Below are 14221 nucleotides of genomic sequence, written 5' to 3'. Positions count from 1 at the left end.
GTTGTGAGTCACATGTACGGGGGAACTCCCTAAAAAGGGCACAGCACTACCGTACTTTTTTAAGCGCTGGAGCGTTTTAACTGGGGAATGGAAAACCAAAACCAAGTCAAGAATAAAACCACACTCAAAATTGATCTGAATCAAGGCTATTCCTGATATTAATTAGGGTCAAATTTAAAGTATCTATAGTGTGATAGATATTATCTATTATCAAGAGTACCGATTTTATTGAGTTCGTTAAGCGAACTAGGTGGAATCGAATAGGAAAACGATTAACCTCATAAATTGTATTGATTAAAAATGTGATGACCGTCAGTGGAAAAATTCGTCATAGATTTTGTTTATCACTCGGTCAGGATTATCAATTGGACGCATATTGAATATCGACTTAATCTTTGATTTAGATCAAGACGCAACAATGCAAATTGAATCTAACAGTCTTAGAAACAGTAGGCGGGTATCCGATATCAAGAATCTAGATAAGTAAACGCTCGGACAAGCGAGAGCATGTTGAGTGGTTACTTATTTGGATTAAAAAATACATGGATTAGAAACTAAGCCCTTCAATACTTCCGCATTATCTCAATAAATAACGCGCTTGTTTTCACGGGCACCCTGCTTGCTGGTATATCTGCGAGGAGTAAAGTCGTGAGCCAAAAAGAACAAATAAAAACATACAAAGGTCCAGCTGGTGGTTGGGGTGCACTGAAAGCCGTAACCAGAAGTTGGTGGGGCAGTGAAAATGCAGTTAAAAACATTCGCACTATGCTCAAAACCAACCAAAATGGCGGTTTCGACTGCCCGGGATGTGCATGGGGCGAGTCGCCAGATAGTGGTAAAGTCAATTTCTGTGAGAATGGCGCGAAAGCGGTAAACTGGGAGGCGACCAATCGTCTGGTTGATCCTGAGTTTTTTGCCAATCACAGCGTTTCTTCTCTCTCAACTCAAACCGATTACTGGTTGGAATACCAAGGCCGTATCACGCACCCAATGCGATACGATGCCGAGTCCGATCACTATGTGCCTGTCTCTTGGGATGAGGCTTTTTCTCTTGTGGCTAAACATCTCAACCAATTGGATTCACCACACCAAGCGGAGTTTTATACCTCTGGCCGTGCAAGCAACGAAGCGGCGTTTTTATATCAGCTATTTGTGCGCGCATTCGGTACCAACAACTTCCCAGATTGTTCCAACATGTGTCACGAAGCCAGTGCAATCGGGATGAAAGACACCATTGGCGTTGGTAAAGGCACAGTGATCTTTGATGATTTTGAAGAAGCCGACGCGATTTTTGTGATTGGTCAAAACCCAGGCACGAATCACCCACGAATGCTTGAACCTCTGCGCGAAGCGGTAAAACGTGGTGCTCAGGTTATCTGTCTAAACCCGCTGAAAGAGCGCGGATTAGAGCGTTTCCAAAACCCTCAAATGCCGATTGAGATGTTGAGTAACGGCTCAGAGCCTACCAACACGGCGTACTTGCGTCCTGCTTTGGGCGGAGACATGGCAGTGTTTCGTGGCATCGCGAAATTCTTGTTGCAATGGGAACGCGAGGCATTGCAAAACGGTGGCAAAGCGGTATTTGACCGTGAATTCATCAAACAACACACGATAGGTATTGATGAGTATTTGGCTGAAGTGGACGCAACCTCTTGGGAACACATCGCGGAACAATCGGGTCTTGATTTAAGTGAAATCGAGATGGTGGCGAGCATGTATCGACGTGCAGAACGTGTGATCATGTGTTGGGCGATGGGGTTGACTCAGCATCGTCACTCTGTGCCAACCATTAAAGAAGTCGCAAACGTGCAAATGTTACAAGGTAACGTTGGTAAGCCGGGCGCGGGTCTTTCACCAGTGCGTGGTCATAGTAACGTTCAGGGCGACCGTACGATGGGCATTGATGAAAAACCTTCAGATCTGTTGTTGGATCGCATTGAAAGTCGATTTAACTTTGCCGTCCCGCGTGGTGAAGGCCACAACACTGTGCAAGCCATTAAAGCGATGGAAGAAGGGCAAGCGAAAGTATTTATCGGTTTGGGCGGTAACTTTGCACAAGCAACGCCAGACACAGAACGTACGCACAACGCGATGCGAAACTGTAATTTAACCGTACACATTTCGACGAAGTTAAATCGTTCTCACCTTGTCACAGGTAAAGATGCGCTTATTCTTCCATGCTTAGGCCGTACTGAAATTGATCAGCAAGCGACGGGCCCACAAGGTGTGACGGTTGAAGATACTTTCAGCATGGTACATATCTCATTTGGTCAGCTAAAACCGCGTTCGGAGCATTTGCGTTCAGAACCAGCGATTATTGCCGGTATTGCCAATGCTACACTCGGGGCAAAACCAATTGATTGGTTGTGGGCGATTGAAGATTACGACCGTATTCGCGATTTGATTGCCGACACGATTCCGGGCTTTACCGACTTTAACCATAAGCTTAAACACCCGGGTGGATTCCACTTGGTAAACCCAGCTGCTGAGCGTCGATGGAACACACCAAGCGGCAAAGCGCAGTTCAGCTCTAGCGAGTTGCCGAAGCAGTTGATCAGCGAAGCGATACTCGAAAAAGGCCAAAAGCCAGATTTGATCTTGCAAACCATGCGCTCACACGACCAATACAATACGACACTTTACGGCTTGAATGACCGTTATCGTGGAGTATTTGGTATGCGCGAAGTGCTGTTTATCAATGAAGCGGATATTCGTAAACTCGGTTTTGAACCGGGCGACAAAGTGGACATGGTGTCATTATGGGAAGATGGCGTTGAGCGTCGCGTGAGCGGATTTACGCTTGTTGCCTATGATGTGCCAGCAGGTCAGGCGGCGGCTTACTATCCAGAAACAAACCCATTAGTTCCTTTAGATAGTTATGGGGATAGAACATTTACGCCAACCTCCAAGTTTATTGCGATCAAATTGGAAAAATCGACATCCGATAAGATCGCTTTGGTGGAAACGGAATAGTTACCAAACCAGCACTACAATATTCGGGATAAGAAAAACGGCTGATATATGTATCAGCCGTTTCTATTTCTCAAATCAAACAGATTTAATGTTTGCGAAGATTACATTACGCTTTTGCAAACTTGTAAGTACGGTAACCACCAATCAAGTTACGAGCTTTGTAACCGTTGTTGACGAGTTGACGGTATGCCACGTTACCGCGCAAGCCTACTTGACAGTAAATCACAATCTCTTTGTCTTTTGGTAGTTCACCCATACGATGGCGCAGCTGATCAACCGGAATGTTGATTGCCCCTTCAAGATAACCAACCGACTCCAATTCACCCGGGTTACGGACGTCGAGGAGAATTTGATCTTCAGTCAGGTTGTCGATTTCATCGTAATGAATCGCCGTTGCGTCACCTTTGATGATGTTATTTGCCACAAATGCTGCTTGGTTGAGCACATCTTTTGCACTGCCGTAAGGTGGCGCGTAAGTCAGTTCAAGATGCTGCAGTTGTTCAACCGTCATGCCAGCGCGTTGTGCAACAGCCATAACGTCGATGCGTTTATCGATGCCATCTTTACCAACTGCTTGAGCACCTAAAATCTTGCCTGATTGTGGGTCGAACAACATTTTGAACGACACCACTTCGGCACCAGGGTAGTAGCTCGCGTGGCTTGCTGTATGCACGTACACTTTGTCGTATGCGATACCAGCGCGTTTTAGTTGCTTCTCGTTTTTGCCGGTAGAAGCTACTGCAAGGTCAAAGATCTTACAAATCGCTGTCCCTTGTGTGCCTTGGTAGGTTTCTTTGCGGCCGAGCATATTGTCCGCTGCCATACGGCCTTGACGGTTTGCCGGGCCTGCAAGTGGCACTAGAGTTTGCTCGCCAGTCACGAAGTCTTTCTCTTCTATCGCGTCGCCGACAGCGTAGATCGAAGGATCGCTGGTTTGCATGTATTCGTTCGTGTAAATACCGCCTAGTGCGCCAATTTGAAGGCCAGCTTCTTGCGCCAGTTTTGTCTCAGGACGTACACCGATTGCCATGATCAGAATATCGGTAGTGAGTTTTTCACCGTTGTTCAGTGTTAACTCCAATTCACCTTCTAGGTGTTGGTGTTTCTCACTCTCACCAGAGTCGAAACTTGCAACGTGTTCGTTAGGTACGAATTTCACAGATTCAAGCGCGACGCCAAGTTTGAGGTCGACACCTTTGTCACGAATTTCTGCATGAGCAAAACCTGCCATTTCACGGTCTACTGGCGTCATGACTTGGTCTGCCATTTCGATTAGAGAGGTTTTAATGCCAAGTTGGTGGAAGGCTTCCATCATTTCTAAACCGATGAAACCGCCGCCAACAACCGTCGCATGTTCTGGCTTGTTCATTTGGATCGTTTCGATGATGCGATCCATATCTGGAATGTTACGTAGCGAGTGGGTGAGCGGGTTATCGAGGCCTGGGATTGGTGGAACAATAGGACCAGCACCTGGGCTAAGCAGTAGGAAGTCGTATGATTCTACGTATTCAGACTCATCCAACAGGTTTTTGATGGTAACGGTTTTGTCCTGTCGGTTAATAGAAACTACTTCATTCATCACGCGAACATCAACGTTAAAGCGTGCTAAAAAGCTTTCTGGCGTTTGTAGTAGTAACTTACTGCGTTCTTGGATATCGCCGCCGATGTGATAAGGCAAGCCACAGTTGGCAAATGAAACAAACGGGCCACGTTCAAACATGATGATTTCGGCATCTTCGCTCAGACGACGAGCACGCGCCGCCGCAGATGCACCACCTGCAACACCACCGACGATTAAGATCTTAGTCATTTTTAACTCCAAGTTTTAGGGCGAGCTGACCTTTCACGAATAGCCTGTGTGAAAGGTCACTGCGCTCTAGATTATCTAAAACCAAATTTCTTTAAAAAATAAGCAGCAGGGCAGATTCCCGTGTAAGCACTTTGAATAAGATTAACGCCGATAAACACGGTGAACCAAATGAAGTTACTGTGAACGAACACGGTTAGTATGACCGAGACCAATACCATCGTGCCTGCAAAAACTCGTACTGCATTTTCTAACGTCATAACTCTTCTCCTTCGTACTCTCAAACTGAGAACGCCATCCTTTGATGTTCATCACTATAATTAACTAAATTAGAAATGTCTAATGTTAATTTATCTAAATTCACAATTACTAATTTAGTGTTGACTAAAGATATTGTTTTAGTAATATCTAATTTAGTTTTTAATGTAGAGGTGAGTCATGAGCTATACAGATATGGATGTAGCAGCAATGAAAGGCAATGCCAATGAAGCTGCTGATCTCCTAAAAGTAATGGCACATCCGGAAAGGCTAATGGTGTTGTGCCAACTGACCCAAGGTGAAGTTGGTGTTGGGGAACTGCAAAAGAACTCGTTCCTTAGCCAGTCCGCCTTTTCACAGCACTTAACGGTGCTTCGCAAGCACAAATTGATCACGGCTCGTAAGGCATCACAGCAAGTGTTTTATTCGTTGTCAGAACCGAGAGTTGAGTCATTAATTAAAGCGCTTCATGGCGTTTTCTGTAACTAATTCGTAGCTAAGATTTTAGAGGTAAATAATGTTAAACGTTATTCCATGGGAATCGTTGTTTGGTGGCATTTTGTTAGGGATTTCCGCCACTATATTGTTGTTGGTTAACGGTAAAATTGCCGGAATCAGTGGAATTATGAATGGCATTATGTCACCGAAAAAAGGTGATTATTCGTGGCGATTGCTTTTTGCGGTTGGAATGATAGCTGGTGGCTTGATTAGCGTTCTGATGTTGGGCGTTGCGGCTCCTAGTACCGCGAACCTTTCTTTAGGGATGGTGATTGCCGCTGGTTTATTGGTCGGAATCGGGACCAGACTGGGTAACGGATGTACTAGCGGACACGGCATTTGTGGCATGGGCCGTTTGTCTAAGCGCTCTATTGTGGCGACCTGTGTATTTATGTCCGTCGCTGGCCTAACGGTATTCGTTCGACTTCACCTAGTTTAAGAGAGATTCCATGAACAAGACTATTTTTCGTTTTTCTGCTCTTTTGAGCGGTGTGTTATTCGGTATGGGCATGGCGGTGTCCGGCATGATCGACCCAGCTAAAGTCATTGGATTTTTAGATATTTCTGGCAGTTGGGATCCAAGTTTGGCTTTTGTGATGGGCGGCGCACTCGCGGTATTCATGCCAAGCTATTTTTTAATCATCAAGCCGAGAAAACAATCAGTTAGCGGTGAAGCGTTTTGCACACCAACCAATAAGAACATCGACGGACGTTTGTTATCTGGTGCGGCGATCTTTGGTTTAGGTTGGGGGTTGGCAGGTATTTGCCCTGGCCCTGCAGTTGCGAGTCTGGCATTAGGCAACGTGAGCATTGTAGTGTTCTTCCTTGCGATGTTAGTTGGATCTCTGTTCGCGAAAGCGATCATTACTAACCGTAACGCGAAGAAGATGAAAACTGCGAACGCGTAAACAATCAATCTGATATGGAGGGGAAAGGATGCCCGACAAACTAAAGCGAAGTTTTGTTCAGTCTGTGATGAACAGCTTTTTCCCTCCGATCATGATCTTGCTCGCGCTTGTGGTCGGTGCTGCGGCCTTGTGGTTGACCCCGAAAGAGGAAGACCCGCAAATCGTTGTGCCGATGGCCGATGTATTGGTTTCGGCTCCCGGACTCAGCGCTTCTCAAGTCGAAAATCAAATCACTGAACCATTAGAAAAGCTTGTTAGCCAAATTGACGGTGTGGAATACGTTTATTCTTCGTCAATGGAAGGTGCTGCGCAAGTCATCGTTCGTTTCTATGTAGGTGAAAACCGCGAAGATGCTCTGGTTAAGCTTTACAACAAACTCTATTCCAACCAAGACAAAGTTCCTCCTTCTGTCACTAACTGGCTTGTAAAGCCTGTTGAAATCGATGATGTACCCATTGTTGTTGCCGCAATTTATTCCACCGATCCAGACATTCTCGATCGCCATCAGTTGAGACGTATTGCAGACCAAGCCACGTTAGGCATTAAATCATTGGATGCCACCAACAAGGTGGAAGTGATTGGCGGTGAGCCGAGAAAAATCCAGATAGAGCTTGATTCCGTTGCGATGGCAAACTTCAAAGTAACCATCGATGACCTCGAACAGGCCATTCAGCTCAGTAATAGCAAAACCCAAGGCAAGAACGTTCGCGTAAACGGGCAAAATTACACATTGGAGTCGGGACGGTTTCTGACCAACGCCGAAGAAGTTGGCGATCTTGTTATCGCGGTGCTCAATGGCAAACCCGTTTATTTGAAAGATGTCGCGCGTATTTACGACGGTGAAGGTGAGGCAACATCCGATACTTGGTATCGCGATAAAAACCACGATGAAGCATACCCAGCGGTATTCATTTCTGTCGCTAAACAAAAAGGCTCGAACGCGGTTAACGTCGCTCAGTCTGTTCGGGATAAACTGGCGGCGCTTCAATCCGAGCAGTTTCCTCCACAAGTTCAAGTTGCAGTCATTCGTGACTATGGCGAAACGGCGAATGCGAAAGTAAACAACTTGGTATCAAGCCTTGGCATCTCTATTCTAACGGTCGTGGTGTTTGTCGGTTTGTTCTTGAACTGGCGAAGCGCATTGGTGGTTGGTATCGCGATTCCGATTAGCTATGGTGCCGCGCTCGGGATGGACTTGGCATTTGGCTATTCCATCAACCGAGTCACACTCTTTGCATTGATTTTGGCGCTAGGTTTGATCGTGGACGATCCGATCGCGAGTATCGACAACATTGAACGCTACCTCAAACGAAAAAATCTAACACGAACCAATGCGATTGTTCTCGCCATGGCAGAAATTCGTAGCGCCTTGTTAATGTCGACGGTCGCGATTGTTATCGTGTTTACGCCGATGTTTTTTATCACTGGGATGATGGGGCCTTACATGGCGCCACTGGCGTTCAACGTTCCGATCAGCGTTATCTTTAGTACCGTTGTCGCGTTTATGATCACGCCTTGGCTTGCCAAGAAGCTACTCAAAGGTGCTGAGGAAAACGGCCACTATGACATGCAATCTTCGCCGATGTATCGTTTGTATCGTGGTGTGTTGATTCCGCTACTTGAAAGTCGCAAGAAAGCATGGCTTTTCCTTGGTTTGGTTGCCTTGTTGTTCGTCTTGGCAGCATTGTTGCCAGCACTTCGCTTAGTTCCACTCAAGTTGCTGCCTTATGACAATAAAAATGAGTTCCAATTGGTATTAAACATGCCAGAGTCTTCAAGCTTTGTGGATACCTCCAACGCGCTGTCGAGCTTTACGGACTATTTAATGACGGTGCCGGAAGTGACAAGTGTGTCGGGCTTTGCAGGCACCGCTTCCCCAATGGATTTCAACGGCATGGTGCGCCACTACTTTATGCGCAGCGAACCATACCAAGGCGAGCTTCGAGTCGTTCTTGCAGAGAAGAATCGCCGCGCAATGCAATCACACGAACTGGTGACACGACTCAGGGCGGATTTAGAGCAGATTGCAGATAAGTTTGACGCTGACGTGCAGCTAGTCGAAGTGCCGCCAGGCCCGCCTGTTATCGCCACCATTACGGCAGAAGTTTACGGTGATGAAGCGACATCTTATGAAGATCTGATGATCCAAGCAGAGAAAGTCGCGGATAGGCTTCGCAAAGAACAGTTGGTTTCTGAGGTGGATACCAGCATCCAAGGTGATTTAGAAACGTGGCAATTCATCGTTGATCAAGAAAAAGCGGCGCTGTCTGGTGTTTCTGTTGCTGATATCAATAACACGCTTATTACCGCCGCGAACGCCAAAGTGCTCGGTTATATCGCCGATCCAAGAGAAGTGGACCCACTACCTATCGAAGTGCAGCTCCGACGCGAAGACAGAGATAACCTTAATCAACTAGAGCAACTTTATGTGCGAGGCCGTCCGGGCATTGCAAAAGTAGAATCCAATGGGGCGGTTGTGGATGCTCCTCAGCCTATCGTGCAGTTGTCTGAAGTCGGTCATTTTGTGAAACGCGCAACGGACAAACCGATTTTCCATAAAAACCTCAAGCCTGTTGTGTATGTCTACGCCGAGGTAGTTGGGCGTGTTCCGGGTGAAGTGATTGCCGATGTGATGGCTGACCAAGATACAACTCACGCGGAAGATGTGCATCGTCACTGGCAAGATCGCACGTACTTGAGCAATGGCGCTGGTGTCAATTGGAGCGTGCCAGACAACATCGAAGTGGTTTGGAGTGGTGAGGGGGAATGGAAAATCACAGTGGACGTATTCCGCGATTTAGGCATTGCTTATGGCGCTGCGCTGCTTGGCGTATTTGTGGTGATGTTGATTCAAACTGGTTTACCTGCGGTATCGGGCATCATCATGCTGGCGATACCTCTGACTGTGATTGGGATTATGCCGGGGTTCTGGATTTTGAATGTGTTAAGCAGTGACATCGGTAATTACCCCAACCCAGCTCTGTTCACGGCGACCGCGATGATCGGCATGATTGCGTTAGCTGGGATTGTGGTGCGTAACTCACTCGTTTTGATTGAATTTGTTCAGCAATCGCTGGCTGAAGGTCGTAGCTTACATGATGCGTTGATTGAATCTGGTGTTGTTCGTATGCGGCCAATATTACTGACCGCGGGTACAACGTTACTGGGTAACGTCGTGATTACGTTAGACCCAATTTTTAACGGTTTGGCTTGGGCAATCATATTCGGTATTACCGCCTCGACCATCTTTACGCTGCTTGTGGTTCCGGTGGTTTATAACCTTGCATACCAAAACACCAAAGGACATGGATTACCTCAGATGGAGGAAGAGCAATGAAATTAGATACCAAATGGTTAGGCGTGATTCTGTTTGCCATACTCGCGCTTCTTTTTCTCTATATGGCTGGATTTTTTACAGAAAAGTTGCCGACAGAACATGACGCGAAAACCAACCAGATTGATGTAAATAACGCAGAGACACATCAACTGATGTTAACCAGCGAACCGGTTGTTCGAGAGTTTCCGGGCGTCGTCGTAGCAGAACAGCACGCCGATATCGCTGCACGGTTAACGGCATCGGTGATGGAGGTATTGGTGAAGGTTGGCGATAGAGTGAAGCAAGGAGACGTGTTGGCGCGGCTAGAAAGCGATGATCTCGACGCGCGAGTTCGTCAAAGTGAGCAGGCTTTATCCTCTGCACAAGCGCAGCTCAATGCGGCGAGAAAGGAGTTTTCTCGTGTCAGAGCGCTTTTAAACAAAAAACTGATCCCTCAATCGCAATTTGACCAAGCGGAAAGTGCGTTGCAAACCGCACAAGCCAACTTCAATAAAGCGCAAGCAGCGGTCTCTGAGGCGGAAACGACCTTTGGCTACAGCATCATTACTGCACCGTTTGATGGCTTGATCACGCAAAAGCCCATCAACAAAGGTGATACCGCGACGCCGGGTGCTTTGCTTTTATCGATGTACAATCCAAACTCGTTGGAAATAGAGGTGAACTTTGCTGAGTCTGTCATGCCTTATGTGACTTATGATAAAGAAGTGGACGTTGTTTTTCCGTCTTACAACCTCAACGCGCAAGCGGCAGTAAAAGAAGTGACGCCGTCGGCAGATGCCAACTCGCGCAGTTATACCGTAAAGCTTCAATTTGAGCCGCCAACGGCTATCTATCCGGGTACATACGCCAAAGTCGCGTTGACCTTGACCGACGATGTTGTACTTCGCGTGCCAAAAGAGGCGGTTTACCAAGTTGGCCAATTGGACTACGTAAAAGTGGTGCAAGACAGCGGTGAGGTAGAAACTCGGCTTATTCAGCTTGGAGAGTTGGGGAGAGTGCGAACTGGGTTAAAGCAGGGTGACGTAGTGCTGCTGAATCCAAGAGCGCTTTGATAGAACGGTTTCTCTTGTTAACTAGTTAAACGTCTATCTAACAAACAAGAAGATAAAATAGCCCAGCATGATGCTGGGCTATTTTGTTCGTTCAGTTAAGCGTTACCGTTGCGTTTACAGGGCAATGGTCACTCAGTTTGTAATCCAAAACATCTTGTGAGCTGAACAGCGTTTGATGCGCGTTTTTCGCTTTTATTTGCGGGCTCACAATAATGTGATCAATCAAAGAGCGGAATTGGTGTGTTTTGCTTGGGTTCTTATTTGAGCGAACCTTGCAATCGGCTTGGGTATCTCGCGTTACCAATTGTGCATCGTTACCGAGCGTCATGATCGCCCACAACCAATCACGTTGATACGACAAGTTGTGATTGAAATCGCCCATTACAGCGTACTGCTCTTTTTTCTTTTCTCTTTCGCTCATCCATTTCGCAAGTGCTTCTCCTTGTTGACTCAGTGTCTGGCAATCACGACTGTTTTTGTACGCTCCGCTGCATCCTGCTTTTAGATGCACAGAGAGCAGGTGAAGCTCGTCCTTTTGGCTTGGGTTAACGACGATGTAACTGGCAAAGCGCAACTTGCTATTACCACGCGTGATTGAGAAGTCTGCTGGGTCAGACACTTCAATGTCTTTGCGCACAGCAAAACCGGTGTACTGATTGGTATCAGAAAACTGAAGGTGCTTATTGTTTGATTGAGCTCGATCAGAGAGATAAATCGCGTAGCCATCACCTACGGCTTTTTGAACCGCGGCTTTGGAGTCGACCTCCTGAAAGGCGATGATGTCGGCTTGAGTTTTATCCACATATTGGTTGAGTTTGACGAAATCGTCACTGGTTCTCGAAACCTTACCTCCATTTATAGACAGCCATTCTATATTCCAACTGGTTAAGTTGATGGAGTTTTGAGCAAGTGACGTTGAACTAAAAATTAATAAGGCAGTAACAAATAGTGATCGCATATTGGCTTGTTTCACTCCTGGTTTTTAGCGTATTCCTTTCCAACCTTTATTCTATAAGACATCCAAAAAAAGCAAGTAGATTTAGTTCCAATTTTGCAATTTTCACGGTTTTCTTCGCAACTGAGATCAGTACCAATAAGATCGATTTGTTCTTGTCCGCTAGCCGATCTTTATTGATCAAAATCAATGTTTTCAAGTGGTGCTTTTCGTTAAATACGCCACAATATATTGTGTTAGCAGAATAAAAAATAACCCCATATAGTGTGTTTGTGGATAACTCTGTGAGTATGCTGGGGTAAGGAGAAGAAAGTGAAACCAATCGTAATCAAGCGTGACGGCTCAAGAGCTCCGTTCAACAGGGATCGTATCCAAGCAGCAGTTGAAGCGGCAGCGGAAAACAAAGATAAAGATGTCGCCATTTATGCTCTTAATGTCGCTCTTGCTGTCGAGTTACAGCTAAAAGATCACGATGAAGTTCACATCCATGAGATTCAAGACTTAGTCGAGAATGAACTCATGCAAGGTCCTTACAAAGCCCTAGCACGTTCTTACATTGAATATCGCCATGACCGCGACATCGCGCGTGAAAAGCAAAGTGCACTAACTCGTGAAATCGAAGGCTTGATTGAAGAAAGTAACCTTGATTTGATCAACGAAAACGCGAACAAAGACGGCAAAGTTATCCCAACTCAGCGTGACCTTTTAGCGGGTATCGTGGCGAAGCACTACGCGAAAACGCACATCCTGCCTCGTGATGTGGTTCAAGCACACGAAGTGGGTGACATTCACTACCACGATCTGGATTACGCGCCATTCTTCCCGATGTTTAACTGTATGCTTATCGATTTGAAAGGCATGCTAACGCACGGCTTCAAAATGGGTAATGCAGAAATCGACACGCCTAAATCGATTTCAACTGCGACTGCCGTAACGGCGCAAATTATTGCTCAAGTAGCTAGCCATATTTATGGCGGTACGACAATCAACCGTATCGACGAAGTGCTTGCTCCGTACGTTATGACAAGCTACGAGAAACATCTAGAGATCGCGAAAGAGTGGAACATTGCCGAGCCAGAAGAGTTCGCTAAAGCGCGCACCGAGAAAGAGTGTTACGACGCATTCCAATCGCTAGAGTACGAAGTAAACACACTGCACACGGCAAACGGTCAAACGCCATTCGTTACGTTTGGTTTTGGTCTTGGTACAAGCTGGGCGTCTCGTCTTATTCAGCAATCGATTTTGAAAAACCGTATCGCTGGTCTTGGCAAAAACCGTAAAACCGCCGTATTCCCTAAATTGGTGTTCGGTATTAAAGACGGTCTAAACCACAAGGCAGAAGATCCAAACTACGACATTAAGAAACTTGCACTTGAGTGTGCTTCAAAACGTATGTACCCAGACATTCTTAACTACGACAAAGTCGTGGAAGTAACGGGTTCATTCAAAACACCTATGGGTTGTCGTAGCTTCCTAGGTACTTACGAAGAGGATGGCGAACTTATCCATGAAGGTCGTAACAACCTTGGTGTAGTTAGCTTGAACTTGCCACGTATCGCACTTCGCGCAAAAGGCAGCGAAGCGAAGTTCTATGAACTTCTTGATGATCGTCTACGTCTTGCTCGTAAAGCACTGGAAACGCGTATTTCTCGTCTAGAGAACGTAAAAGCGCGCGTTGCACCAATTCTATATATGGAAGGTGCATGTGGTGTGCGCTTGAAAGCGGACGATTCGATTGCAGAAATCTTCAAAAACGGCCGTGCGTCAATTTCTCTAGGCTACATTGGCGTGCATGAAACTATCAACGCGTTGTTTGGTACTGAAGCGCACGTTTACGATGATGCCGTATTGCGTGAAAAAGCGGTCGCGATCATCAAACATCTAAAAGATGCGGTGAACCAATGGGCTGACGAAACTGGCTATGGCTTTAGCTTGTACGCAACACCAAGTGAAAACCTATGTAGTCGTTTCTGCCGCATCGACACCAAAGAGTTTGGTTTGATTGAAGGCGTAACAGACAAAGGTTACTACACCAACAGCTTCCACTTGGACGTTGAGAAGAAGGTTAACCCTTACGACAAGATCGACTTCGAGATGCCTTACCCAGAAATCTCAAGCGGTGGCTTCATCTGTTACGGTGAGTTCCCGAACATGCAACGTAACGTAGAAGCGCTAGAAAACGTGTGGGACTACAGTTACACCCGCGTTCCTTACTACGGAACCAACACTCCGATTGATGAGTGTTACGAATGTGGTTACACCGGTGAGTTTGAATGTACAAGCAAAGGCTTTACTTGCCCAAGCTGTGGCAACCACGATTCAACCAAAGTATCGGTGACACGTCGCGTATGTGGCTACTTGGGCAGCCCAGATGCACGTCCGTTTAACTTCGGCAAACAAGAAGAAGTTAAACGTCGAGTGAAACACCTATAA

Annotated in this window: 10 protein-coding genes; 7 read left to right on the top strand and 3 right to left on the bottom strand. The window is 46.4% G+C overall.

The features are described 5' to 3' along the window. The first annotated feature begins 648 nt into the window (after positions 1-648). Complete coding sequence (locus ACF8EG_RS15405) at positions 649-2973, top strand: FdhF/YdeP family oxidoreductase (protein WP_029830297.1); 2325 nt, start codon at positions 649-651, stop codon at positions 2971-2973. Between the two features lie 106 nt (positions 2974-3079). On the opposite strand, the gene ACF8EG_RS15400 is transcribed toward ACF8EG_RS15405, so the two are convergent. Both ACF8EG_RS15400 and ACF8EG_RS15395 read right to left on the bottom strand, forming a co-directional pair. Next, a complete protein-coding gene (locus ACF8EG_RS15400) occupies positions 3080-4783 on the bottom strand; it encodes an FAD-dependent oxidoreductase (RefSeq protein WP_206948757.1) in 1704 nt (567 codons plus the stop codon). A gap of 71 nt (positions 4784-4854) precedes the next feature. Further along, complete coding sequence (locus tag ACF8EG_RS15395; RefSeq protein ID WP_005460908.1) at positions 4855-5040, bottom strand: DUF2892 domain-containing protein; 186 nt, start codon at positions 5038-5040, stop codon at positions 4855-4857. Between the two features lie 178 nt (positions 5041-5218). Between ACF8EG_RS15395 and ACF8EG_RS15390 the strand changes: the two genes are divergently transcribed. Genes ACF8EG_RS15390 through ACF8EG_RS15370 form a run of 5 tightly spaced genes read left to right on the top strand, consistent with a single transcriptional unit; the run spans position 5219 to position 10833 of the window. Next, the gene (locus tag ACF8EG_RS15390) at positions 5219-5527 is read left to right on the top strand and encodes a metalloregulator ArsR/SmtB family transcription factor (protein ID WP_005460911.1); all 309 of its coding nucleotides are present in this window, start codon (positions 5219-5221) and stop codon (positions 5525-5527) included. A 28-nt stretch (positions 5528-5555) separates the two neighbouring features. Then, entirely contained in the window at positions 5556-5975 is a 420-nt protein-coding gene (locus tag ACF8EG_RS15385; protein WP_025627981.1) for a YeeE/YedE family protein, read from the top strand. Positions 5976-5985: 10 nt separating this feature from the next. Next, on the top strand, positions 5986-6444 hold the full coding sequence (locus ACF8EG_RS15380; RefSeq protein ID WP_005460965.1) for a YeeE/YedE family protein: 459 nt from the start codon (positions 5986-5988) through the stop codon (positions 6442-6444). Positions 6445-6472: 28 nt separating this feature from the next. Further along, positions 6473-9781, top strand: a complete 3309-nt coding sequence (locus tag ACF8EG_RS15375; RefSeq protein WP_069507154.1) for an efflux RND transporter permease subunit — start codon at positions 6473-6475, stop codon at positions 9779-9781. Beyond that, positions 9778-10833 carry an efflux RND transporter periplasmic adaptor subunit gene (locus ACF8EG_RS15370; protein WP_005460933.1) on the top strand — a complete coding sequence of 352 codons (1056 nt, stop codon included), beginning with the start codon at positions 9778-9780 and terminating at the stop codon, positions 10831-10833. Before ACF8EG_RS15375 ends, ACF8EG_RS15370 begins: the two co-directional genes overlap by 4 nt. A gap of 91 nt (positions 10834-10924) precedes the next feature. Here ACF8EG_RS15370 and ACF8EG_RS15365 read toward each other — a convergent pair whose 3' ends face one another. Further along, positions 10925-11791: an endonuclease/exonuclease/phosphatase family protein gene (locus tag ACF8EG_RS15365; RefSeq protein WP_005479310.1), complete on the bottom strand. Its 867-nt coding sequence runs from the start codon at positions 11789-11791 to the stop codon at positions 10925-10927. A 309-nt stretch (positions 11792-12100) separates the two neighbouring features. On the opposite strand from ACF8EG_RS15365, the gene nrdD reads away from it, so the two are divergent. Further along, positions 12101-14221 (top strand): anaerobic ribonucleoside-triphosphate reductase, encoded by a 2121-nt coding sequence (gene nrdD / locus ACF8EG_RS15360; RefSeq protein WP_020842161.1) that lies wholly within the window; start codon positions 12101-12103, stop codon positions 14219-14221.

Source organism: Vibrio sp. YQ_11 (assembly GCF_043103065.1).
GTDB lineage: Bacteria > Pseudomonadota > Gammaproteobacteria > Enterobacterales > Vibrionaceae > Vibrio > Vibrio parahaemolyticus.
This window is presented reverse-complemented; position numbering and strand designations above follow the sequence as displayed.

What these genes read in the sequence shown, in the direction of transcription:
- ACF8EG_RS15400 (WP_206948757.1), bottom strand. Translation starts at nt 4,783, where the DNA reads ATGACTAAGATCTTAATCGTCGGTGGTGTTGCAGGTGGTGCATCTGCG.
- ACF8EG_RS15395 (WP_005460908.1), bottom strand. Translation starts at nt 5,040, where the DNA reads ATGACGTTAGAAAATGCAGTACGAGTTTTTGCAGGCACGATGGTATTG.
- ACF8EG_RS15390 (WP_005460911.1), top strand. Translation starts at nt 5,219, where the DNA reads ATGAGCTATACAGATATGGATGTAGCAGCAATGAAAGGCAATGCCAAT.
- ACF8EG_RS15385 (WP_025627981.1), top strand. Translation starts at nt 5,556, where the DNA reads ATGTTAAACGTTATTCCATGGGAATCGTTGTTTGGTGGCATTTTGTTA.
- ACF8EG_RS15380 (WP_005460965.1), top strand. Translation starts at nt 5,986, where the DNA reads ATGAACAAGACTATTTTTCGTTTTTCTGCTCTTTTGAGCGGTGTGTTA.
- ACF8EG_RS15375 (WP_069507154.1), top strand. Translation starts at nt 6,473, where the DNA reads ATGCCCGACAAACTAAAGCGAAGTTTTGTTCAGTCTGTGATGAACAGC.
- ACF8EG_RS15370 (WP_005460933.1), top strand. Translation starts at nt 9,778, where the DNA reads ATGAAATTAGATACCAAATGGTTAGGCGTGATTCTGTTTGCCATACTC.
- ACF8EG_RS15365 (WP_005479310.1), bottom strand. Translation starts at nt 11,791, where the DNA reads ATGCGATCACTATTTGTTACTGCCTTATTAATTTTTAGTTCAACGTCA.